This is a genomic window from Amycolatopsis sp. NPDC045836, from assembly GCF_056431745.1.
Genome location: NZ_JBWKKF010000005.1, coordinates 395,545 through 417,653, shown reverse-complemented (window position 1 = coordinate 417,653; position 22,109 = coordinate 395,545). Strand labels below are relative to the sequence as shown.

Below are 22,109 nucleotides of genomic sequence, written 5' to 3'. Positions count from 1 at the left end.
TTCAGCTCGCCGGCGGCGCGAACTCGGGCTGGTCGAGCACCCGGAGCCAGCTGCCGTCCGGCTGGCGGCGGACGACCTGCGCGCGAGCCCCGGTCCCGTCCTTCGGCGGGGTCGAGGTGAGCGCGAGGTCGCCGCTGAGCAGCGTCGGCAGCGGTGGCTCGGGCTCGAACCGCGGCCGGTTGGCGAGCACCTTCTCCCACATCACGCGGATCGCTTCCCGCCCGACGGTCTGGCTGCCGGGCGGGAACGCCACCACCGCGTCCACCTCGTAGAGCTCGGCGACCCCGGCCGCGTCCCCGGCGTTGGAGCGCTCGACGAACAGGCGCGTGAGGTCTTCGGGGCGCATGGCTTTCTCGTACACGGTTCCTCCTGGTTGCTTTTCCTGACAACCAGCGTGACCGCGGATGGCCCAGAAGTCCAACAGATAGAACTCATGGACTCCAGAAGCAGAGCTTCTAGGTTTTGGGCCAGGATCACGCCATGGCTCGACCTGCCCGAAAGCTACGGCCGTGGAAGGCCGCGCACGAGCGGTGGCGCACCATCCCTGAACGCGGCGGCCAGATCGCTCACCGCAAGCCCGGGGCTCGGCCTCGGCAAGCCGCGCAACGTGATCGAGCGATGCGTCAACCGGCTCGAGCCGGGCGGGTCGTATCGGCGCCCCGAGTGGTCGCACCCGCGCTCAGGCGGTGACCAGTTCCCCGTCCACCCGTGGTTTGCGGCGCAGTGCGCTCATGCCGATCACGGCGAACGCCACCACGACGACCGCGCCGAGCACGGCGACGGTGTGCAGGCCGCTGGTGAACGCCTCCCTGGCACCCGCCAGCAGGGAAGCGTCGCCGGTTGCCAGGGCGTCGGTCAGGCTGAGGCCGGCTCGGGGGTCTGCTTCGGCCCGGTAGACGGCGGTGCCGATGCTGCCGAAGACCGCGATCCCCATGGCGATGCCGAATTCGCCGGTGGTCTCCGACATGGCCGAAGCCGCACCCGCCTTGCGCGGCGGCACCGCGCTGATCACCATCTCCGTGCACAGCACCCCCTGCGGCCCCATGCCGAACGCCGCCACCGAGATGCCCAGCACCACCAGCAGCAGGCCGTCACCGGCGTCGACCAGGGTGAACAGCAGCATGCCCGCGGCGGCGACCAGCATTCCGGCGCCGAGCACGAACTCCGGCCGGAAGCGCCGGGCGAACCGGGGGGCGATCAGCGAACCGGCGACCACCGCACCGGCCTGCGGCAGCAGCGCGAACCCGGCCTGGGCCGCCGAAAGCCCCTCGACCAGCTGCAGGTACTGGTTGACCAGCAGGAAGACCCCGCCCATGGTGAGCGCGCCGACCAGCATGATGCTCAGCGCCGCGGTGAACTTCCGGTCGCGGAACAGGCTCAGGTCCAGCATGGGGTGCGCCAGCACCCGCTGCCGCCGCACGAACACCGCGGCGAGCGCGAGGCCGGCGGCCAGCGCGAGCACGCTGACCGGCTCCGGCCCGTCCTTGGCGAACTCCTTCAAGGCGAACACGATCGGCAGCACCGCGCCCAGCCACAGCGCCACGCTGGCCAGGTCCAGCCCGCCCGCCCGCTCGTCGCGGTACTCCGGCAGCAGTTTCGGCGCGGTGACGAGCAGCAGCACCATGACCGGCACGGCCAGCAGGAACACCGCGCCCCAGTGCGCCACCTCGAGCAGCAGCCCGCCTGCCACCGGGCCGATCACCATGCCGCCCATGAAGCAGCTCATCCACACCGCGATCGCCGTGCCGCGCTGCTTCGCGTCGGTGAACATGTTGCTGATCAGGGCCAGCGTCGACGGCATCAGCGTGGCTCCGGCGACACCGAGCACGGCACGCGCGGCGATGAGCACCTCCGGGCTGGTGGCGAACGCCGCCGCGATCGAGGCCAGGCCGAACGCGGCCCCGCCGATCATCAGCAGTTTCCGCCTGCCGATGCGATCCCCGAGCGTGCCCATGGTGACCAGGAACCCGGCGATCATGAAGCCGTAGACGTCGATGATCCACAGCAGTTCGGTACCGCTGGGCCGCAGGTCGGCGGCCAGGTGCGGGACCGCGAGGTGCAGCACGCTCATGTCCAGCGAGAGCAGCAGCGTCGGCAGCGCCAGCACCGCCAGCCCGATCCACTCCCGCCGCCCGGCCCGCCCGGTCGTCTCCATGTTCATGATCCCGTCCTCACCTCGGTGATTTGCTCGCTCACCAAGACGACGAACGGCCCAGCCGGCAACCGACATCCGGCCGCGACTTTTATCCGGCGGACTCCAGTGCGGCGCGCTGGGCCGGGCTCAGGCGCTCCGGGCTGGTGGTGGCGGTGTACCGCCCGTGCCCGGCGCTCCGCAGCACCAGGGGGTCGGCGATCCCGGGCCGGCGGCGGATCAGGTCCAGGGCGGCGGCGGTGCGTTCACCGGACCAGCCGAGCGCGGTGGCCAGCGCGGCCGGGGTGAGCGGCCGCCCGGCGTGCACGAGGGCGGCGAGCACGGTCAGCGCGTCGTGCCCGGCGGGTTCGGTGAGCTCGGCCAGGGCGCTACCGCTCATCTGCGCGCTGAGCCGGGCGAAGAACCGGCCCGTCTGCCCGAGCCGCACACCCGCGGTGGTGCCGGCGCCGAAGATCTCGATGCCTCGCCGGGCCGCGTTGGCGATCTCGCCGTGGGCTCCGGTGTCGGCCTGCCACGCCCGGAGCCAGACGTCGTCGTCGATGCCGTACCGCTCACGGCGGCCACCGGGGTCCGCCCGGCGCACCACCAGTTCCATGGCTTCGAGGAAGCCGATGGACTTGGACACCGAGGCCGGGCTGACCCGGAGCCGGTGCACCAGTTCGGCCGAGGTCAGGCCGTCGGCCTCGGCGGTGAGCAGGCAGGCGAACACCCGGGCGGTCATCCGCGGCAGGCCGGTGGCGGCCAGCAGGGTGGCGAACTCGCCGACGAACCGGTGCCGCTCGTCCGGCACGGGTTCCGGCGGCCGGGCCGGTTTGCGCCGCCGGGCGCGGTGACCGGCGATCCGCTGCGCGTGCTCGGCGAGGTAGTCACCGGAGGCGGCGTTGCGGGCGACCTCACGGCTGATCGTGGACGTCGGCCTGCCGAGGCGCCGCCCGATCTCGGCGTACCCGAGCCCGTCGGCCAGCCACGCCGCGATCCGGCGGCGGTCCTCGTGGGTCAGCCTGCCCCCTGGCACCGATCCCCCCTCCTTTGCCTTCCCGCACAGTACAGTGCAACGCCCGCGGAAGGTAATTGCATTCATTCACAATCCTGTTGCAACGATTGTTGATATACATGGGTTTCTGCGTTGACGACAACTGAAACGCAACGTAGCTTTTCCGCATCCGGAAACAGGGAGGAAAGCCATGATGCAGGTGCTGGCCGTGTCGGCCGTCTCGGACGAGAACGGGTTCTGGACCGGGTTGAAGCAGGCGCACGCCAAGCTGCCCGCGGGAGCCCGGTGGACGCTGGCGGTCGCGAGCACGGACGGGGCCAAGGCGGTGAACATCATCACCCACGAATCCGTCGAAGGTGTCCGGGAATTCTTCGAAGCGCACGCCGGCGCCCACGCCACCACGGAGTACTTCGAGGCGGACGCGGCGAACGCGGTCGGCCTGCCGAAGTGATCCGCGCCGAACTCCTCGCGGAGCACGGGATCCCGAGCGCGGTCGCCGGAATACTCCACAATGGACATATCAGCGAATTCGCCACCGGCGTGAAGAACGTGGAAACCGGTGAGCCCGCGACGGCGGACACCGTCTACCAATGCGGCTCCATGACCAAGACCTGGACCGCGCTGGCCTTCCTGCAACTGGTCGACGAGGGCAAGGTCGAGCTGGACGATCCGGTGCGCACGCACCTGCCCGATTTCGCGGTGGCCGACCCCGGAGCGGGTGCCACGATCACCGTGCGCCAGCTGCTGAACCACACCAACGGGATCGAGGAAGCCTTCGGTGATCCCGGCGAAGGCGACGACGTCTACCAGCGCATGGTGGAGAACATCGCCGACGCGCCCCAGGTGTTCCCGCCCGGGTACACCCACGGCTACAGCGCGGCGCTGGGTTACGCGCTCCTCGGGCGGATCCTGGAGGTCTGCGACGGCAAGAGCTGGGACGACGTCATGCGGGAGCGCATCTTCGACCCGCTGGGCCTGACCAGTACGCACACCCGGCACGAGCAGGTGGACCCGGCGCGGGCCGCGACCGGGCACCTGATCCGCTCCCTGGACGAGGGCCCGATCGTCACGCCGGTGGACCACCTGCCGCGGGCCTACGGCCCCGGTGGCAACCTCACGTCGACGATCCGGGAAGTGCTCGCGATGGCACACGTCCTCCTCGGCGAAGGCGTGACGCCGGCAGGAAAGCGCGTCGTCTCGGCGGAGAGCGTCCGGGAGATGATGCGGTCACGGGTGCCGGTACCGGATCCCCACCTGTTCGGGCCGGAATGGGCGCTCGGGCTGATCGTCTGCGACTGGCACGGCGAGACCGTCTACGCCAGCGACGGCAGCACGATCGGCCAGAACGCCCGGCTGCGCATCCTGCCGGAATCGGGCACCGCCATCGCGCTGCTGACCAACGGCGGGCCGCGGGAAAACTTCTACCGCAGGGTGTTCGACGAAATCCTGGGTGAGGGCACCGTGCCGGGCCCGCCCGCACCCGACCCGGCGCTGCGGCTGGACCCGGCCAGGTACACCGGCGTCTACGAACGCCCCGGTTCGCGGTACGAGGTGTCGGCCGAAGGCGGGCAGCTGCGGCTGACCGTCACCCTCGACCCGCTGCACGCCGCGTTCCTCGGCAAGCCGGACCGCCTCACCCACGACCTGCTCCCGGTGAGCGAAACGCACTTCCTGGTGCCGCCGGCGGATCCGCTGGAAGACACCCGGAGCGTCGCGCTCTACGACTTCACCGGGGGCACGGCGGGATACCTGCACACCAACTGCCGCGTGCACCCGCGCCGGTAGCCCGAGGAATGTATGGCCGCTGTACCGGCCCGGCACAAACTGCGGTCTCCGATGAGGGGAGGCAGTGGTGACGTATCAGGACGGACGGCGGCCGAGCCCGGTCCCGCCCGCGCTGGCCGCCGGTTTCGCGGTGGTGCTGGGCCTGCTCGGCCTGCTGGCGGCGGCGGGCCAGCTCGCCGCGGAGGACGCCCGGCTGACCACCTCCGGGTTGGTGCTGCGGGTCTTCCTGGCCGCCGACGGCGGGTGCTGCCTGGCCGGCGCGGTGCTGCTGCTCCGGCGCCTGCCGATCGGCCGGGTCCTGACCGCGGTGGGTGGCGGGGCCGCGCTGGTCCTGCCGGTGGCGGTGGTCCCGGCGATCGTCGCGGCACCGGAGGACTTGGCGTTCGGCGTGCGGGCCGCCGGGGGTCTGCTGACGCTGTTCGTGGTGGTCCTGTTCGGACTCCTGACGATGGTGCAGAGCCTGCGCCGCGACACCGCCGACGCGGTGGGGCAGCGGCCGTAGCCACCGGCCGGGGGTCAGCCGGGTTCTTCGGCCGGTTCCTCCGGCGCGGTCGTGGACAGCTGCTCGCGCAGGTAGTTCCAGATCACCGCGACCAGCGCCGCGACGGGCACGGCGAGCAGGCTGCCGGTGATGCCTGCCAGGCTGCCGCCGAGGGTGACCGCCAGCAGCACCACCCCGGCGTGCAGGCCGAGGCCGCGGCTCTGCAGCATGGGCTGGAAGACGTTGCCCTCCAGCTGCTGCACCACCACGATGATGCCCAGCACGATCAGCGCGTCGACCAGCCCGTTGGAGACCAGGGCGATGAGCACCGCCACGGCACCGGCGAACAGGGCGCCGACGATCGGCACGAAGGCGGCGACGAAGGTCAGCACCGCCAGCGGCAGCACCAGCGGCACACCGACGATCCACAACCCGATGCCGATGAACACCGCGTCCAGCAGCCCGACGAAGGCCTGCGAGCGGACGAACGAGCCGAGTGTGCCCCAGCACCGCTCGGCCACCACCGGCACGTCCGTGGCCAGGCGCCCGGGCAGCTGGCGCTGAAGCCACGGCAGGAACCGCGGGCCGTCCTTGAGGAAGAAGAACATCAGGAACACCGCCAGCACCGCGGTGACCAGGCCGTTGGCCACCGTGCCGACACCGGTGGCCGTGGCGGTGAGGATGTTGCCGACGCTGTTCTGCACCCGGTCGACCGCCGTGTCCAGCGCGCTGCTGATCTCGGCTTCGCCGATGTTCAGCGGCGGCCCGGCCGCCCACCGCCGCAGCTGCTCGATGCCGCGGACCACACCGTCGACCAGCTCACCGGACTGGCTCACCACCGGCAGCACGATGAGCAGCACCACCCCGGCCACCCCGAGCAGGAACAGCACCGTCACCGTGGCCGCGGCCAGCGCGGCGGGCCACCGGCGGCGGCGCAGGAACCGCGCCACCGGCCAGGTGAGCGTGGTGAGCAGCAGGGCGAGCACCACCGGCCAGACCACCGACCACATCCGGCCGACCAGCCACAGCACCACCCCGGCCAGCAGCAGGACCAGCAGCAGTTGCAGGGAGGCGCGCGCCGAGGTGCGCAGTGCGGACCGGGTCTTCGCAGCATCCAGCGACACACGCATGCGCCCACCCTAAACGGACGGCTCCCGTGGCGCGCTCCGATGACCTCGGAGGTAATCGCCACCACGCCCGCCCGGATGCCACGATCAGCACCGAACCCGAACCCCAGGAGGAACCCGTGCCCGCCTACGTCATCGCCCGCCTGGCCGACGCCGACCCGCACCCGGAGATCGCCGAGTACATGGAGCGGCTCGTCGGCACCTTCGAGCCGCACGGCGGCCGCTACCTGGTGCACGCCACCCCGCACGAGGTGAAGGAGGGCGAGTGGCCCGGCCACCTGGTGATGATCGGCTTCCCGAGCCTGGCCGACGCCCGGACCTGGTGGGATTCGCCCGCCTACCGGGAGATCGCGCCGCTGCGCTCCCGGCACATCGACGGCGACATCATCATGGTCGACGGGGTTCCCGACGGCTACCGGCCGACCGCCGCCGTGCAGGCGCTGCGCACCGCGCTGGCCGACGGCTGAGCCCAACCGCGAACCCAGCCTGCCGCAGCATCCGGCGCGGGTAACCGGTGATCTCCCCGGACTGCCCGGCTCCAGGAGCAGGTGGTGGCTGACCGCACCGGCCGTCGTGTCCAGCAGCAAGTCGAGATCGGCGGCGGCTCCGGCACCCCGCTGCGCTGGGCCGCCGGAGCCGGGCCCAGTCCTGCTCCCGCCGCGGGAGGACGTACCAGTAGGCCGCCGGGTGGCCCGGGCCGAGCAGGCGGGCGGACAGCGCCCGGTACCGGGGGCGGCCAGCGCCTCGCCCCACCGCGGCAGCAGTTCGCCGAGCAAGTCCGGCAGCTCTTCGGCGGCGGGCACCGCACCCAGGCCCGGGATGCCGTCGCGCACCTTCTCGATCGCCTCGGCGAGCAGGTCCCCTTGGACTGCCAGCGCTGGCAGACGGTCACCTTCGCCAGCAGCGCACCGGCGTCCTCCCGCGCCAGGAGCACCAGGCGGGCGACAGCTCGGTGTGCAGCCGGGTCGAAGGGTCCCGTCGGCGCGGCGGCAGGCCCGGTCCGGCACGCGGTCGCCGGGGCGCGGGTACCCGCCCCGGCCGCCGAGCGGGCCGCGGCGGCAGCTCACGCTTTCGCCGACCAGGACCCCGGTGTTCGCCCGCCAGCGGCGGGCGGCCCCGCCGGTAGCCGGTGGATGCGGAGACCGAGGCCCACACGGCCTCGCGGACGCGCACCCCGGTCTCCCCGGCGCGCTCGGCCAGCAGCCGCTCGAACCGGGCGACGAGCTCGGCTTCGGTCAGGGGGCGGGCACGTCGGCCATCAGCCGCCACAGGCCGTCCGGGGCCAGCGACCGTTCACGCAATCCGTCGCCCGCACCCAGCCGGTCGAGCGCCTCCACCCCGCGGGCGGGCAGGATGTTCGCCCGCGAGATCACCGCCGGGCCGCCCCACATTTACATACGCATTCGTACACGTATGGAAACTACCGGGGTCACGGTTCGCGCGTCAGGATTGAGCCCCCCGCTCCGGCCGGGCAAACTGGTCGGCATGGTTTCGACGGCTCCGGACGAACCCCCGCTCCAGACCGACCTGGTCCAGGCCGGTGCCGTCACCGTGGTCACCGTCACCGGTGAGGTCGACATGGCCACGGCGCCGGAGCTGGCCGCGGTCCTCCGGCGCGCGCTGGCCGGGTCACCGGAGGCGGTGGTCGTCGACCTCACCGCGGTGCCGTTCCTCGGCTCCTCCGGCCTCGCGGTGCTCGCCGAACTCCGGCAACACCACGAAGAGGTCGAGGTCCGGCTCGTCGCGCGGCAGCAGGAGGTGCTCCGCCCGCTGCGGATGACCAAGCTGGACGCCCTGTTCGCCGTCTTCGACGACCGCCGGGACGCGATCGGCTAGGCGCCCGGCTCACCGCCAGGACGGGAGCCAGAGCTCGGCCTGCCAGTGCTCGCGGGTGATCGGGTCGCCGTTGAGGATCGGCCACAGCCAGGCGAAGTTGGCCACCACGAGTCCGATGTAGAGGGACACGGCGAGCAGCCCGGTGCCCCGCCGTTCGAAGCCGCCGCGGGCGCTGCCCAGCACTTGGCCGCAGACCAGGGTCAGGCCGAGCACCAGGAACGGGGCCATCGGCGCGGCGTAGAAGTAGTACATCTGCCGGTCGAGGTTCGGGAACCAGAACACCAGCCCGGCCAGGTAACCGACGACCACCGCGGCGTACCGCCAGTCGAAGGCGAACAGCCAGCGCCACAGGCCCCAGGCGAGCACCGGCAGCGACAGCCACCACATGGCCGGGGTGCCGACCAGCATCGTGGCCCGCACGCAGTCGTCGGTGCCGCAGCCGTCCGAGGCGTAGGAATACAGGATGGGCCGCAGGCCCATCGGCCAGGTCCACGGTTTCGATTCCCACGGGTGCGGATCGTTTTCCGGGGTGAGCAGAGTTTCGTGGAAATCGAGCACGTTGACCGTGTAATAGACCAGGGAACGGACCGCCGCCGGGACCCAGCCCCAAATACCCGGCACCAATTGCTCGGTTTCCACGGCGTGCCGATCGGTGGCCGTTTCACTGGCGAACCACGCCCACCAGGTACCCAGGTACACCAGTACCGGAATGACGAGCAGCCCCCACAGCGCCGGGGCCACGTCGCGGCGCAGCGCGCCGAGCCACGGGCGGGGCACCCCGGCCGCCCGGCGGGCCGCCACGTCGAACCCGACGCACAGCAGCCCGAAGCAGGCCACGTAGTACAGCCCGGACCACTTCACCCCGACCGCCAGCCCGAGCAGCACCCCGGCCCCGAACCGCCACCACCGGAACCCCAGCCGCGGCCCGTACGGCCCGCTCAGCCAGCCGCACCGGGCCGCTTCGGCCAGCCGTTGCCGCACCTGGTCGCGGTCGGCCAGCAGGCAGCCGAAGGCGGCCACGACGAAGAGCACCAGGAAGATGTCCAGCATCGCCATCCTGGACTGCAGGTGCAGCATGCCGTCGCACAGGGCGAGCACGCCGGCCACCGCGCCGAGCAGGGTGGACCGGGTGAGCCTGCGGGCGATGCGCACCACCAGCAGCACGATCAGCACCCCGGCCAGGGCCGAGCTGATCCGCCAGCCCCAGCCGTGGTAACCCAGCGCCCACTCCCCCAGCGCGATGAGCTGCTTGGCCAGCGGCGGGTGCACGATCACCTCGTAGCCGGCGTTGTCCTCGAACCCGCCGTTGCGCCGCATCTGCCAGGCCTGCACCGCGTAGTACTTCTCGTCGAAGACCGGGGTGCCCTTGTCCGTCGGCGTGCCGAGGTCCTGCAGGCGCACCACGGCGGCGGCGAGCGTGATGACCGCGGTGACCCACCACGACCGGGCGCGATCGGTCAGCTGTCCGGTGGCGAGGTGCCCGGGGGTCGACGCGTGCGGGGCCGTGATCACGCATCGGGATTCTAGCCCCGGCGGCCCCGCCGGCCGCGAGGTGATCGACTCGCAATTCATTTCCCATCAATTCGGCAATGGCAATACCGCGAAAAAATGACGCCTCCACCGACCGCACGTACAGTCGAGCACACCGCGGGAAAAACGACTGGTCAACGTGAATCTCTTTCCCGTCCACCATGATCAACTTTCGGGTGGGGTTCTTCACACGATCGTCGGACGCACCGCATGGAACCGGCTGAATCGGCCATTCGAACCGCAGCGGCGAACCCGTCCAACCAGTAGTTTCACGGTGGTTGAACCACCTTCGCCCGATTCCGGCAAGAAAATGAGGAACCTTCATGGCAACGTCCGTCAGGTGGCGTCTCGTGGCCACCGGAGTCCTGTGCCTGCTCCTGCTCCCGTCCGCCGCGGGCGCCACCCGCTACCCGCCGCGGGTCCAGGTTTTCGTGGCCAACACCGGGTCCGACAACGTCACCGTCTACGACACCCGGCACGAGGAGGTGGTGACCACCATCCCGGTGGGGGACTCACCGGTCGGGGTCGGCGTGCTGCCCGCGCTCGAACGCGTCTACGTGACCAACGAACTGGCCGACACCGTTTCGGTGATCGACGCGCGGAACCACACGGTGGTGGCCACCGTTCCGGTGGGGGCCAACCCCTTCGGCGTCGCGGCCACCCCGGCGCACGTGTACGTGACCAACTTCGGGTCGGGCACGGTGACCGTCATCGACGCGGTGACCAACGTCCCGGTGCTGGACGTCCCGGTCGGCCGCTTCCCGCACACCCCGGTGGCCAGCCCGGACGGCGAACGCGTGTACGTGACCAACAACGGTTCCCAGAACGTGTCGGTGCTCGACACGAGCACGCAGGAGGTGGTGGCGACCTACCCGGTCGGCCGGTACCCGGCGGGGATCGCGACCAGTCCGGCGGGCGACCGGCTCTACGTGTCCAACACCGGGTCCGACAACGTCACGGTGATCGACACCACCACCGGCACGGTGGTGGCGACCGTGCCGGTCGGGGAAGCGCCGATGGGGGTTTCGGTGACCCCGCAGGGCCAGGTCTACGTGGCCAACGCCGGTTCGGACGCGGTCTCGGTGCTCGACGGACCGGCGATCGCCGCCGGCGCCCCCGGCGCGGTGAGTTCCACGGTCGCCGTGCAGGCGCAGCCGGAGGGTTCGGCGGCGGCCCCGGACAACAGCTACGTCTACATCACCAACACCGCGGCCGACACCATGTCCGTCATCGACACCGGCACCTTCACCACGACCACCACCGTGCCGGTCGGCAGCGAACCGGAAGGGGTCGCCGTTTCCTCCTGACCCGGAGTCGCGTGTGGACGGTCAGGTGGCCACCGGGGCGGGTGCGGACAGGGCCGGGATCTCCGGGTGGTCGAGCAGCGCCGCCACCACCGCGTCCACCGCCGCCCGCGGGGCCGCGCCGCGGCGGACCACGACGGCGACGTTGCGGTGCACCGGCGTGGTCAGCTCCCTGGTCACCACGGCGTGGTCCGGCGACACCGCCAGCGCGGGCAGCAACGCCACCGACCGCCCGGCTTCGACGTGCTCGACCAGCAGCAGGTAGTTGCCGAACCGGCAGGCCACCTTCGGCTCGAACCCGGATTCGCGGCACAGCCGCGTGGTCAGCTCGGCCATGTACGAGCCGGGCCGGTCGCACGCCCAGGTCTCCCCCGCGCACGCGGCCAGGTCCACCACCGGCCGCCGGGCGAGCGGGTGGCCCGGCGGCAGCACGAGCACCACCGGATCGGTGCCCAGCGGCACGATCTCCAGGTCACCGCCCCACGGGAACTCGACGTAGTCGGTGGTCGTGACGATCACGTCGACCGCCCCGGAGCGCAACGCGGAACCGCTCTCGTGGGGTTCGGACTCGATCAGCTCCACGTGCAGCTGCGGGTGCGAATCGGCCAGCCGGGCGGCGGCGGGCACGGCGAGCGGGTGGATCGCGCTCTGGAACACCCCGAGCCGGACGGTGCCGATCGGCTCGTCGTTCAGCGCCCGCAGCTCGGCCTCGGTTTCGGCCATCCGGTCCAGGATCTCGCGGCCCCGCCGCGCCAGCACCGCACCGGTGCGGGTCAGGCGCACCCGGCGCCCGGAGCGTTCCAGCAACCGGCTGCGGGTTTCGGCCTCGAGCACGGCGAGCTGCTGGGAGACCGTCGACGGGCTCAGGTGCAGCGCTTCGGCCACCGCGCGCACGGTGCCGAGGCTGTCGAGCAGGGTGAGCAGGCGCAGGCGCCACGGGTTCAGCACCCCGCCATTGTGCGGTCCCGTCGAACAGCGGGTGTGCCTTTGTGCGCTGGACGCACCGCGGTGCTCGTTCGTAGCGTCGGCACCATGACCGATGTCGCTCGCCACCTCATCCGCTACTCCGGGCACGGCGCGTTCAGCCCGTGGCTCGCCGACCGCGCCAAGGGCTGCTCGGTGTTCACCGAGGACGGACGCGAACTGCTCGACTTCACCTCGGGGCAGATGAGCGCGATCCTCGGCCACGCGCACCCCGAGATCGTCGCCACGGTCCGCGAGCAGGTCGGCAAGCTCGACCACCTCTACAGCGGCATGCTCAGCCGCCCGGTGCTCGACCTGGCCCGGCGGCTCGCCGAGACGCTGCCGGACCCGCTGGACAAGGCCATGCTGCTGACCACCGGCGCCGAAGCCAACGAGGCCGCGTTGCGGCTGGCGAAGCTGGTCACCGGCAAGCACGAAATCGTCTCGTTCGCCCGGTCCTGGCACGGCATGACGCAGGGCGCGGCGAACGCCACCTACAGCGCCGGCCGGGCCGGGTACGGCCCCGCCGCCCCCGGCAACTTCGCCCTGCCGGTGCCCGACCGGTACCGGCCCGGCCTGGTCGACGCCGAGGGCAACCTGGACTGGCGGCGCCAGCTCGACCTCGGTTTCGACCTGATCGACGCCCAGTCGGTCGGCAGCCTCGCCGCCTGCCTGGTCGAGCCCGTGCTCAGCTCCGGCGGCGTGGTCGACCTGCCGCCGGGTTACCTCGGGGCGCTGCGCGACAAGTGCCGGGAACGGGGCATGCTGCTGATCCTCGACGAAGCCCAGACCGGGTTGTGCCGCACCGGCGACTGGTACGCCTTCCAGCGCGACGGGGTGGTGCCGGACATCCTCACCCTGTCCAAGACCCTCGGCGCCGGGCTGCCGCTGGCCGCCGTGCTGACCAGCGCCGAGATCGAGCGGGAAGCCCACGAGCGCGGTTTCCTGTTCTTCACCACGCACGTCAACGACCCGCTCCCGGCCGCCGTCGGCGGCACCGTGCTGGACGTGCTCACCCGCGACCGCCTCGACCTGCGGGCCCGCGAACTCGGCACCCGGCTGCGCGACGGCCTGCACGAGCTCGCCCGGCGGCACCCGGTGATCGGCGACGTCCGCGGGCGCGGGCTGCTGGTGGGCCTGGAACTGACCGGTGACGGCGACACCGACGAACTGGGGGCCGCCATCACCCGGCGCTGCGGCGAACTGGGCCTGCACCTGAACATCGTGCAGTTGCCCGGCATGGGCGGCACCTTCCGCATCGCTCCGCCGCTGACCGCCACCGACGCCGAAATCGACCGTGGCCTGGAAATCCTCGACCGGGCCATGGCCACCTGACCGGCTGCTCGCGAACGGACCTCCGCGAGCAGCGCCACAGCACCAGCAGGGCCAGCACCAGGGCGGTCGGCCACAGCACTGCGCCGCCGGTGGCCAGCACCACCCCCGCCACCAGGGCCAGCCCGCCGAGGACCGGTTTCGCCACCGGGCCCTGGTGCGCGGAGAACACCAGGGGCGGGTGCGGGGCGACCACCCGCGGTTTCCTCCCGAACGCCTTCGGCGTCCGCGACTGGGGACCGTGCACGGTCACCTCCGGTTTCGTCGGTTCGAACGTTCCGAGCACTGTCGGAGGCACCCGCCGCCTGGCAGAATCGACGGTTGGGACGCGAAGAACGCCTCGGCCGCGGGTGCCCGTGCACCCATGTTGGCGACTCGAGGGAGCGGGCGGTGCGTCAAATGGAACGCAGGGCGTGGTTGAGGTTGTCCGAGGCGGAACGGTCCGCCCTCACCGAGGCGGGCCGGCGCGGGGTGTGGCGGCCCGGGCAGGTGCTCGTGCTCCAGGGCAGTCCGCCGGAGGCCGTGTTCGTCGTCCAGCGCGGGTGGGTGAAGATCAGCGCCACCAACTACCGCGGTGAGGACGCGCCGCTGGCCGCCCGCGGCCCGGCGGAGATCATCGGTGAGCTGGCGCCGATCAGCGGGCTCCCCCGCACCGCGACGATGTCGGCCATCGACGAGGTGCACGCTCTCCTGGTACCGAGCACGAAATTCCTCGGTGTGCTGCGGTCCCGGCCGCGCATCGCCGAGGAAATCTTCCGCACAGCGGCAATCCGGCTGCAGCAGTCCGACCGCCTCCGGCTGGAAGCCGGTGGCCCGGACTTCCCGCAGCGGCTGGCCGCGGTGCTGCTGGAACTGGTGCTCCAGCACCCCGCCGGCGAGGCGGTCGTGCTGCAGTTCAACCAGAGCGAACTGGCTGGTTTCGCACGTGTTTCCCGGAGCACGCTGAGCCGCGGCCTGGACGGACTCCGGCGGCTCGGCGTGGTCCGCACCGCCCGCGGGCGCGTCACGATCACCCGCCCGCACGCCCTGCGGGAACTGGCCGCGGGCCGCCCGCCGCCGGACGGCGCCTAAAATTCCGCGGATTCCGGTTATCCTTGGCAGGTCCAGCTCTCACAGCCGTTCGACGGTGGAGGGAATCGGCACGATGAATTCGTTCTCGGCAAGCACCGAACCGGAAATCGAATCGGCACTGCTCGACCTCGACGCGGTTCCGCTGAGCACCCTGCGCACCCTGGACGGCGACGCCTTCCGCCGTTCGGCACACCACGTGGTCGAACGCACCCGGCAGCTCCGCGCGCGTTACCGCAGCGGAGGTGCGAGCGGAGGCGAGCGGATCGACTGATGCCACCACCGGCGGGTGCGCCACCCGCCTTCCACCGCCTGTCCTGGCCGGATTTCGACGCCCTCGCCCGGTTCGAAGGTGGCGAGGAGCCGGTCCGCCGCCTGCGCCGGGCCGAGCGGAGCCGGCGCAAGCTGCTGATCCACGCGTTGCTGACCGAGGCCGCGAAGAACCCGGGTTCAATGGGGCCGCTACCGCCGCTGGACTCGGCCTGGGAACTCCTGGCACGCGCCGAGGCCAGGTCACCCCGCGCGGTGCACCGGATGCTCGTGCACCCGTACACCGGCAGCTGGGCCGGTTACACGACCCGGTTGCTCCGCAACGGGATCGACGGCGTCGGTCCACTGTGGATACACCTGGGCCACGTGCACGCGATCGCGGCCGCCGCGGCGATCCGGGCGGAACTGGCTTTCGAAACCACCGTCCCGGTGTGGCACGGCAAGGCCATGCTGCCTTCGCTCGGCATGGCGCGACTGCCCGCCACGGCACCGTTCTCGCGGGCCACGGTAGGCGGCGTGCCGGGCGGGTACGTGGTCTCCGAAGCCGGCACCACCGTGCCCGTCACCCCCGGTGCGGACAGCGCGAACTGGTGGGCGATCCGGTCCGTGCGCAGCCAGGTCGGCACACACCGGTTTTCCCTTCGGCTGGAGGATCTCGACCCGTACCGCGGCCTGTACGAGCCGATCCCGCCGGAACGCCTGCCGGACCGGGAAGCCGCCCAGTGGCAGCGGCTGGTCGACGAAGCCTGCCGCCTGATCGCCACCCACCTGCCCACCCCGGCCCGGACCATGCCGATCGGCCTGGTCTCCCTGGTGCCGAAACCACAGGTGCTCTTCCGCAACCCCAGTGCGTCGACCGGGGAAGCGTTCGGCAGCGCGGTGGTCGGCCTGCCCGCGGATGGCGCGTCCCTCGCCGGGACGCTGATCCACGAGTTCCAGCACATCGTGCTCGGTGGCCTGCTGCACCTGGTCGAACTGTACGAACCGGACCCCCGCGAGCGGATCTACGTGCCCTGGCGCGACGACCCGCGTCCGCTGAGTGGCGCGTTGCAAGGGTTGTACGCCTTCTTCGGCGTCACCGCCTTCTGGCGCGCCCTGTCCGCCGCCGGTGTGCTCCGGCGGGCCGGATTCGAATTCGCGTACTGGCGCAGGCAGAGCTGGCACGTCCTGCGGGCGCTGCACACGGACGCGACCCTGACCGGGGCCGGGCGCCGCTTCCTCGACGGCATCGCCGAACGCCTCGGTGCCTGGCAGGACGAGGCGGTACCGGCCGAGGCGAGGGAACTGGCGGAGGCCGCCAGCCGGGACCACCTCGCCGGCTGGCGCGCCCGCCACCTGCGCCCGGACCCGGCCCTCGTCGCCGAGCTGGCCGCGGCCTGGCAGCGTGGCCGCCCCCGGCCACCCGCCACCGTCACCACCACGGACCTGCCGCCCACACCGGTGCCGGACGGGTCCTGGTCCCACGCCAGGACCGACCTCGTCCGGCTCGTCGTCGACGGTTCACCGGCGCTGTGCTCGATGGTCCCCGGCGCCACCGCTGCCGACTTCGCCTACGCGTCCGGCCAGTTCGCCCAGGCGGCCAACGGTTACCGCGCGGAGCTGGCCATCGATCCGGATCGCCCGGCGGCCCTGGCCGGGCTCGGCCTCGCGCTTTCCGCACGAGGCCCCCACCCGGCCGCCCGCGCCCTGCTGCACTGCCCGGAACTGGTCCGCGCGGTGCACCGCCACCTGCGGGCCACCACACCACAGCCACCCGCCGTGGAGCACCTCGCCTCCTGGCTCGGCCAGCTCGTCCCGGACTGAGCGCTACATGAGCATGGGGTCGATGTCGCAGTCCGCACGGGCTCCCCGGCCTGCCGCCTGCGTGCCCGGATGTGCTTCGCCGAGCACCCGCCGGTACTTGGCCAGGATCGGCTGGCCGAAGGGGACCGCCTCTTCGGCGTGCCCGGCGGCGAGCAGGTCCAGCCCCAGGTTGTGGGCGGCGGCGAGCACGGTCGGGTGGTCCGCACCGAGCACCTGGCGACCGCGTTCGACCGCGTCCCGGCCCAGTTCGATCGCCTTGCCGTGCTCACCCAGCGCCGCCAGATCGCTCGCCAGGTTGGCGGCGGTGATGACCGCGTAGGGGTGGTCCGGGCCGATGCCCGCCCGGAAGTGCTCCAGCGCGCGCTCGTCGAGCACGCGTGCGCCCGCGGCGTCACCCTGGAGCCGCAGGGTCACGGCCAGGTCGACGCTGGCCGCCAGGGTGTGGGGGTGGTGCTCGCCGAGACCGCCGCGGTACCGCTCGAACGTCTGCTCACCGAGTTTCTTCGCCTCGGCCAGGTCACCCGAGTGCCGCAGATCGATCGAGTGGGCCAGCGCGCAGGCCATGGTGGTGGAGTGGTTCTCCCCGTAGGACAGCCGTAACCGGCCGAGGGCGTGGGTGGACCGCTCCAGCGCACCGGCGTGGTCGCCGTCCTTCCTCCTGGCCACCGAAAGCAGGAAGGAGTTGACGACGAAGTCCAGTTGCTCGTCACCGTAACGAGCCCGGAAGCTTTCGGTGAGCCGTTCCTGCTGCACCCGGGCCTGGCCGTACTCACCGGCCTCCCGCAGATCCACCACCAGGGCGCTGTTCGTGCTGAGCGTGCGGGTGTGGTCGCGGCCGAGCACCTCGACGCGCCGCCGGTGGGTGTCCTCGTCCAGTTCCGCGGCGGCCCGGTAGGCGCCGGAGAGCCGCAGGCTGATCCCGTGCTGGTAGGCGGCGTTGAGCGTTTCCGGATCGTCCTCGCCGAACATGCGCCTGGTCTTGTGGTAGATCTCTTCGCTCAGCTTGGTGGCCGCGGCGAAGTCGCCTTCGGCACGCAGGTCGATGGTGATGTTCCGCTGGAGGGTGAAGGTTTCCTCGTTCTCCTCGCTCGACACCTGCAACCGCAGGGCGAGGGTGCGCTGGTTGAGTTCGGCGGCCTCGGCGTAGCGGCCGACGGCCCACAGGTAGAGACCGAGCCGGGCGGAGACGTCGAGCGTCTGCGGGTGCGTGGGCCCCAGGGTTTCGGTGAACCGCTTGCGTGCCTCGAGCCCGAGCCGGGCGGCTTCCTCGTGGTCGCCGTATTCGAACAGGTAGCGCATCAGGTTGATGTAGAGCTGCCGTGGCCAGCCGTCGTCGCAGTCCAGCACGTTGGCGGCGTAGGCGTGCGGCAGCAGTTCGCGGTAGCGCGGCCAGTGCCTGCTCGACTCCGGGTCGTTCGGGTCGAGCGCGGCGAGCAGCTGGTGCGCGCCGTGCTGCATCTGCGCGTGGACCTGCGGGGCCATCACCCGGTTCCGCAGCACCAGCTGGACCAGGCGGTGCAGCTGGAGGGTGTTGCTGCCGTGGTCGATCTTGGCCAGCCCGTACCGGTTGATGTCGCGGATGGCGCGGGCCAGTTTGATCGGCTCGCGCAGGGCGGCGTCGAGTTCCGGGGAAATGGACACCCGGCTGACCCCGGTGAGCAGGTCACGGGAAATGGGTTCCGGGGAGAAGAAGGCGCAGATGTGCAGGATCTGGTGGGCCGCCGGATTGCGGGTCTTCAGCTCTTCGAACGAAACGTTCCACGCCGCGGCCACCGACACCTCGTTGTCGGGTGCCGCCGCGGTGTCGAGGATTTCCGCCACCGAATCGTCGAACAGGCGCAGGTACTCCTGCACGGGCATGCCGGTCACCGCCCGCCAGGCCGCCGCCTGCTCGACGGCCAGCGGCAGATCGCCCAGCTTCTCGGCGAGTTCGTTGGCGTCGCCGGCGTCGATCTCCGGGCCACGGCGGCCCAGCAGTTCGATGCTCTCCTCCCGCTTGAACACCGCCAGTTCCAGCGGACGGGCGATACCCGCCCAGTCGGCGTTGCGGGAGGTGATCAGGATTTCCCCCGGACCGTTCCGCGGGAAGAACGGCAGCACCATTTCCGGGCTTTCCGCGGCGTCGAAGACCAGCAGCCAGCGGCGGAACGGGCGGCCGGTGCGCAGGGCCTCGATCACCGCGGGCACCGCGATGTTCGCCTCCGCCGCCCCCGGCAGGCCCAGTGCCCCGGCCAGATCGGTGAGCCCGGCCTTGATCTGGGTGGTGTGGGTGGCGTCGATCCACCACACCAGGTCGTAGTCCTGCAGGTGGCGGTAGATGTACTCGGCGGCCATCTGGGTCTTCCCGATGCCGCCGAGGCCGTGCAAGGCCGAGGGCAGCACGGCGGTGGTACCGCTGCGCAGGCGTTTGCCCAGCTGGTCCAGCAACTCCACCCGGCCGGTGAAGTTCGGGTTGCGCGGCGGGACCGGTCCCCAGATCTGCGGTGGGTCATCGGGCTGGCGGGCCGGGAAACCGGCCACCGCGCCCGGCGCGAAGGGGTGGGTGATCGGGCGGGTCACCGACTCGGCCAGGCCGGAATCGTCGGAGGCGGGCGAGTGCCCCTGCACCGGATCAGTGGAGTCGGGAGGACGCTCAGCTGTCTCGCGCATCGGGGGGCTCGCAGGGTTTATCGTTTTAGCACCGGGCATCGCGGAATCGTGCCACAAGCTTGCCGCGCTACGCAGGCGATCCCCCCTGGAGAGATAGGGGCCTGACAGCGCGCGCATGACTGCGCTCTCCAATTGTACATCGGCTGGGGACTCGAGGGTAAGTACGGGATCCGGTGTGTTGTTCGGGTCGGCGATGGCGTCCCGCAGGCGGCCGAGCACCGGAAGCCGTTCACTGAAATGGGTGGCCGCCAATCGAACCACATCAGCCGTCTCGGAACGGCGAGCACCGCACAGCAGCAATTCCCGCACTTCTCCGGGAAACGTGAAAACCTCACCACTTTGCCAGGCGGACCGTTCTTCCGCCGGCGTCCGAGTGGACAAAATCCCTGATAGAACGAGTTCGATGAGGTGGGCCAGTCCCGCTTCCGGCACGAATCTCCTGCCGATGACGCGGGCTATGTCGAGGTGGACCGGTACCGCCGCGAGCAACTGGGCCAGCCGCAGCGCCGGCGGTGACGCCACGCTCCGGAACCGGTGCACCCGTTCGCCGGGTGAGGGCACCTCGGGCGGGCGCCGGAACTCCACCACTTCCTCGGCGCGGTCGGTGGCGAGCACGACGGTGCCTTCGACGGCGCCGGGGTGCTCGGCGGTGATCAGCTTGGCCCACCACGCCAGCCACCGCGGCTGCAGTTCGAGCACCGGCACCGGCACGGCGGGCCGCGGCGGTGCGGGATCGAGCCAGGCGTCGGTCGGTTCGCAGGTCCAGCGACTGTTGGGGGTCAGCGCCCCCGGCACGTGCAGCCGGGCCCGGCGCTGGCTGAGCCCGCACCGCCCCCAGAGCCACTGCGGCAGCAGGTGCACGATGCTCACCGGCATGGCCCGGCCCCAGCGGGCCAGGATCGGGTAGAGCAGTTCCCGCTGCCACGCGTCGCTCACGCCGTCGGTCAGCAGCAGGACCGCACGCCGGCCGGACGGGTCCAGGATCTCGCCGGGGTCGCGGGCGGGCGCACCGGGCGTACCACCGCGGAGCACCAGGGTGTCTTCGCCGTTGGCCTTGGCGGTTTCCAGCAGGCGGAGCTGGATGGAGCGGAACGCACCCAGGCGTTCGAGCACTTCGACGAAGGCGGAGACCTGCGGCCGCCACAACGTCATCGACGGGCCGTTGTCCAGCACCAGCGTCAGGTCCAGCCAGCGCTCCTCCTTCGACCGCGTCACCGGCCACCACAGCCCGGTCTCGGCGGCGCGGACGGCGGTGGCCTCCTCGTCCAGGACCACCTCGCGGTGGCGTGGTGCGGCCGTCCGGCGCTTCAGTGACTTCAGCGCACGGAAGTAATCCAGTCCCCCGGCCAGGGTGACCTCGCCGGTGCCGTCTTCGGCCGGTTCGCGGGATTCGGCGGCGGCGAAACCGGGCACGGGCTCCGGAACGGCGGTGCTCGGCGGGAGGCGCCGTTCGGGCTCCGGCGCCGGGGCCCGTTCCCGCGGTTCGGGTGGCGAGGGCCGGACCGGGAGCGGACCGCTGTCGAACACCGGCTCCGGTTCCGCCCGCGGTTCCGGTTCGGTGGTGGTGCCGCCGGGGCTCATCGCCGCGGCCAGCCAGACGACGTCGGCGACCTCGGTCCAGCTCAGCTCACCCAGTTCGAGCCGCTGCCCCGGCCTCGGCGCGCCGCGGGCCGCCGGCTCCGCCGCCGAGGCGGAGCGCGGCTCGGGGACATCGGCCGGCTTGCCCACGTCACCGCACCGTGAGCCGTTGCCAGAGGGCGTCCACCAATCGCGGCCACGCCTCGCGATCGGGCTGGTAGGCACCGGAAGTGGCCAGGTACACCGCGTCGAGCAGCCGGTCGGTGGGCAGCCCGCCCTGGGCCTTGCTGCGTTCGGCGAATTCGCGGACCAGGGTGTCGCGGAATTCGCCGCGCTCGTCGACCAGGTGGCTGGCCACGATCGCGGCCAGCTGCTCCTCGTCCGGGTTCTCGATCCGCAACTGCAGGCAGCGGCGCAGGAACGCGGGCGGGAACTCGCGTTCGCCGTTGCTGGTCAGCACCACGACCGGGAAGGCGTGGCAGGCGACCCGGCCGTCGCGCACCACCGCGGAGCGCTGCGGATCCGCGGTGTGCACGGTGACTTCGGGGTGCCGGTGGCGCACGCGGGTCAGTTCCTCGACGGTGAATTCGCCGTCTTCGAAGATCGAGAGCAGGTCGTTCGGCAGGTCGGCCTCGGATTTGTCCAGCTCGTCGATCAGCAGCACGCGGGGCAGCCGGGTGGGCAGGAAAGCGGTGCCCAGCGGGCCGAGCCGGACGAAGTCGCCGATCGGCGGTTCCTCGCCTTCGCCGCCGAGCTGGGCCTGGCTGGTGGCGGCGGCCTGGACCCGGCCGATCGCGTCGTAGCCGTACAGCCCTTCGGCCAGTGTGGTGTGGCTGGTGATCGCCCAGCGCAGCACCCGGCCGAGGCCGAGTTCGCGGGCGATGCGGTAGGCCAGGCTGGATTTGCCGGTGCCCGGGTTTCCGGTGACCAGCAGCGGGCGGCGCAGGTAGAGCGCGGCGTTGACCAGGTTGAGTTCGTTCGGGTCGATTTCCTGCTCGGAGAAGGTGAACGCGGTGCCGAGCCGGCGTTCGGCCTCGCCGTCGTCCGGTGGGGGCACGTCGCGCTCGGGCAGCGGGCCGCCCCGGTAGGCGCGCCACGGCGGCGGAGCGGGCAGGAGCGCGGCCAGGTCGATGTCGTGCATGGGCCTGCCGGTACCGCGGTAGATCCACCAGTCGGGTGGTTCGGACCGCGCCGCCCGGACCGGGGCGAAGGGCGTGTCCTGTTCGTTCACGCTCAT

General features: G+C 71.8%; 19 protein-coding genes. 10 read left to right on the top strand and 9 right to left on the bottom strand.

Annotated elements, in window-relative coordinates:
• Position 1: 1 nt before the first annotated feature.
• From AC07EG_RS11740 to AC07EG_RS11730, 3 genes are all read right to left on the bottom strand, one after another.
• Entirely contained in the window at positions 2–346 is a 345-nt protein-coding gene (locus tag AC07EG_RS11740) for a YybH family protein (protein ID WP_478253091.1), read from the bottom strand.
• Positions 347–679: 333 nt separating this feature from the next.
• Positions 680–2,161: an MFS transporter gene (locus tag AC07EG_RS11735; RefSeq protein WP_478253008.1), complete on the bottom strand. Its 1,482-nt coding sequence runs from the start codon at positions 2,159–2,161 to the stop codon at positions 680–682.
• Between the two features lie 82 nt (positions 2,162–2,243).
• Positions 2,244–3,167 carry a GbsR/MarR family transcriptional regulator gene (locus AC07EG_RS11730; RefSeq protein WP_478253007.1) on the bottom strand — a complete coding sequence of 308 codons (924 nt, stop codon included), beginning with the start codon at positions 3,165–3,167 and terminating at the stop codon, positions 2,244–2,246.
• Positions 3,168–3,336: 169 nt separating this feature from the next.
• Here AC07EG_RS11730 and AC07EG_RS11725 point away from each other — a divergent pair, with 169 nt between their 5' ends.
• From AC07EG_RS11725 to AC07EG_RS11715, 3 genes are all read left to right on the top strand, one after another.
• Positions 3,337–3,597, top strand: a complete 261-nt coding sequence (locus AC07EG_RS11725) for a hypothetical protein (RefSeq protein ID WP_478253006.1) — start codon at positions 3,337–3,339, stop codon at positions 3,595–3,597.
• Positions 3,594–4,931, top strand: coding sequence for a serine hydrolase domain-containing protein (locus AC07EG_RS11720; RefSeq protein ID WP_478253005.1), 1,338 nt, complete (start codon positions 3,594–3,596; stop codon positions 4,929–4,931). Before AC07EG_RS11725 ends, AC07EG_RS11720 begins: the two co-directional genes overlap by 4 nt.
• A 67-nt stretch (positions 4,932–4,998) precedes the next feature.
• Positions 4,999–5,433, top strand: a complete 435-nt coding sequence (locus AC07EG_RS11715; protein WP_478253004.1) for a hypothetical protein — start codon at positions 4,999–5,001, stop codon at positions 5,431–5,433.
• 14 nt (positions 5,434–5,447) lie between these two features.
• On the opposite strand, the gene AC07EG_RS11710 is transcribed toward AC07EG_RS11715, so the two are convergent.
• A complete protein-coding gene (locus AC07EG_RS11710) occupies positions 5,448–6,542 on the bottom strand; it encodes an AI-2E family transporter (RefSeq protein ID WP_478253003.1) in 1,095 nt (364 codons plus the stop codon).
• Positions 6,543–6,658: 116 nt separating this feature from the next.
• Between AC07EG_RS11710 and AC07EG_RS11705 the strand changes: the two genes are divergently transcribed.
• A complete protein-coding gene (locus AC07EG_RS11705; RefSeq protein WP_478253002.1) occupies positions 6,659–7,006 on the top strand; it encodes a DUF1330 domain-containing protein in 348 nt (115 codons plus the stop codon).
• Positions 7,007–7,774: 768 nt separating this feature from the next.
• On the opposite strand, the gene AC07EG_RS11700 is transcribed toward AC07EG_RS11705, so the two are convergent.
• Positions 7,775–7,930 (bottom strand): hypothetical protein, encoded by a 156-nt coding sequence (locus AC07EG_RS11700; protein WP_478253001.1) that lies wholly within the window; start codon positions 7,928–7,930, stop codon positions 7,775–7,777.
• 94 nt (positions 7,931–8,024) lie between these two features.
• On the opposite strand from AC07EG_RS11700, the gene AC07EG_RS11695 reads away from it, so the two are divergent.
• Positions 8,025–8,375 (top strand): STAS domain-containing protein, encoded by a 351-nt coding sequence (locus AC07EG_RS11695; protein ID WP_478253000.1) that lies wholly within the window; start codon positions 8,025–8,027, stop codon positions 8,373–8,375.
• Positions 8,376–8,384: 9 nt separating this feature from the next.
• On the opposite strand, the gene AC07EG_RS11690 is transcribed toward AC07EG_RS11695, so the two are convergent.
• Positions 8,385–9,947: a dolichyl-phosphate-mannose--protein mannosyltransferase gene (locus AC07EG_RS11690; protein ID WP_478252999.1), complete on the bottom strand. Its 1,563-nt coding sequence runs from the start codon at positions 9,945–9,947 to the stop codon at positions 8,385–8,387.
• Positions 9,948–10,255: 308 nt separating this feature from the next.
• Here AC07EG_RS11690 and AC07EG_RS11685 point away from each other — a divergent pair, with 308 nt between their 5' ends.
• Positions 10,256–11,212: a YVTN family beta-propeller repeat protein gene (locus tag AC07EG_RS11685; RefSeq protein ID WP_478252998.1), complete on the top strand. Its 957-nt coding sequence runs from the start codon at positions 10,256–10,258 to the stop codon at positions 11,210–11,212.
• A gap of 21 nt (positions 11,213–11,233) precedes the next feature.
• Here the strand turns inward: AC07EG_RS11685 and AC07EG_RS11680 are convergent, their stop codons facing one another.
• A complete protein-coding gene (locus AC07EG_RS11680) occupies positions 11,234–12,157 on the bottom strand; it encodes a LysR family transcriptional regulator (protein ID WP_478252997.1) in 924 nt (307 codons plus the stop codon).
• Positions 12,158–12,241: 84 nt separating this feature from the next.
• On the opposite strand from AC07EG_RS11680, the gene AC07EG_RS11675 reads away from it, so the two are divergent.
• The 4 genes from AC07EG_RS11675 (at position 12,242) to AC07EG_RS11660 (ending at position 16,645) form a co-directional block, all read left to right on the top strand.
• Positions 12,242–13,507 carry an aspartate aminotransferase family protein gene (locus AC07EG_RS11675; protein WP_478252996.1) on the top strand — a complete coding sequence of 422 codons (1,266 nt, stop codon included), beginning with the start codon at positions 12,242–12,244 and terminating at the stop codon, positions 13,505–13,507.
• 396 nt (positions 13,508–13,903) lie between these two features.
• Positions 13,904–14,575: a Crp/Fnr family transcriptional regulator gene (locus tag AC07EG_RS11670; protein WP_478252995.1), complete on the top strand. Its 672-nt coding sequence runs from the start codon at positions 13,904–13,906 to the stop codon at positions 14,573–14,575.
• Positions 14,576–14,648: 73 nt separating this feature from the next.
• On the top strand, positions 14,649–14,846 hold the full coding sequence (locus tag AC07EG_RS11665; RefSeq protein ID WP_478252994.1) for a hypothetical protein: 198 nt from the start codon (positions 14,649–14,651) through the stop codon (positions 14,844–14,846).
• Positions 14,846–16,645 carry an HEXXH motif domain-containing protein gene (locus AC07EG_RS11660; protein WP_478252993.1) on the top strand — a complete coding sequence of 600 codons (1,800 nt, stop codon included), beginning with the start codon at positions 14,846–14,848 and terminating at the stop codon, positions 16,643–16,645. The genes AC07EG_RS11665 and AC07EG_RS11660 overlap by 1 nt, the downstream gene beginning before the upstream one ends.
• Before the next feature lie 3 nt (positions 16,646–16,648).
• Here the strand turns inward: AC07EG_RS11660 and fxsT are convergent, their stop codons facing one another.
• Together fxsT and AC07EG_RS11650 are read right to left on the bottom strand one after the other, a co-directional pair.
• The gene (gene fxsT / locus AC07EG_RS11655) at positions 16,649–21,022 is read right to left on the bottom strand and encodes an FxSxx-COOH system tetratricopeptide repeat protein (RefSeq protein WP_478252992.1); all 4,374 of its coding nucleotides are present in this window, start codon (positions 21,020–21,022) and stop codon (positions 16,649–16,651) included.
• 1 nt (position 21,023) lies between these two features.
• Positions 21,024–22,109: an AAA family ATPase gene (locus tag AC07EG_RS11650; protein ID WP_478252991.1), complete on the bottom strand. Its 1,086-nt coding sequence runs from the start codon at positions 22,107–22,109 to the stop codon at positions 21,024–21,026.

Coding starts and splice junctions, on each gene's coding strand:
- AC07EG_RS11740 (WP_478253091.1), bottom strand. CDS start 346: ATGCGCCCCGAAGACCTCACGCGCCTGTTCGTCGAGCGCTCCAACGCC.
- AC07EG_RS11735 (WP_478253008.1), bottom strand. CDS start 2,161: ATGAACATGGAGACGACCGGGCGGGCCGGGCGGCGGGAGTGGATCGGG.
- AC07EG_RS11725 (WP_478253006.1), top strand. CDS start 3,337: ATGATGCAGGTGCTGGCCGTGTCGGCCGTCTCGGACGAGAACGGGTTC.
- AC07EG_RS11710 (WP_478253003.1), bottom strand. CDS start 6,542: ATGCGTGTGTCGCTGGATGCTGCGAAGACCCGGTCCGCACTGCGCACC.
- AC07EG_RS11700 (WP_478253001.1), bottom strand. CDS start 7,930: ATGTGGGGCGGCCCGGCGGTGATCTCGCGGGCGAACATCCTGCCCGCC.
- AC07EG_RS11695 (WP_478253000.1), top strand. CDS start 8,025: ATGGTTTCGACGGCTCCGGACGAACCCCCGCTCCAGACCGACCTGGTC.
- AC07EG_RS11690 (WP_478252999.1), bottom strand. CDS start 9,947: ATGAATTGCGAGTCGATCACCTCGCGGCCGGCGGGGCCGCCGGGGCTA.
- AC07EG_RS11675 (WP_478252996.1), top strand. CDS start 12,242: ATGACCGATGTCGCTCGCCACCTCATCCGCTACTCCGGGCACGGCGCG.
- AC07EG_RS11670 (WP_478252995.1), top strand. CDS start 13,904: ATGGAACGCAGGGCGTGGTTGAGGTTGTCCGAGGCGGAACGGTCCGCC.
- AC07EG_RS11665 (WP_478252994.1), top strand. CDS start 14,649: ATGAATTCGTTCTCGGCAAGCACCGAACCGGAAATCGAATCGGCACTG.
- AC07EG_RS11660 (WP_478252993.1), top strand. CDS start 14,846: ATGCCACCACCGGCGGGTGCGCCACCCGCCTTCCACCGCCTGTCCTGG.
- AC07EG_RS11650 (WP_478252991.1), bottom strand. CDS start 22,109: ATGAGCGTGAACGAACAGGACACGCCCTTCGCCCCGGTCCGGGCGGCG.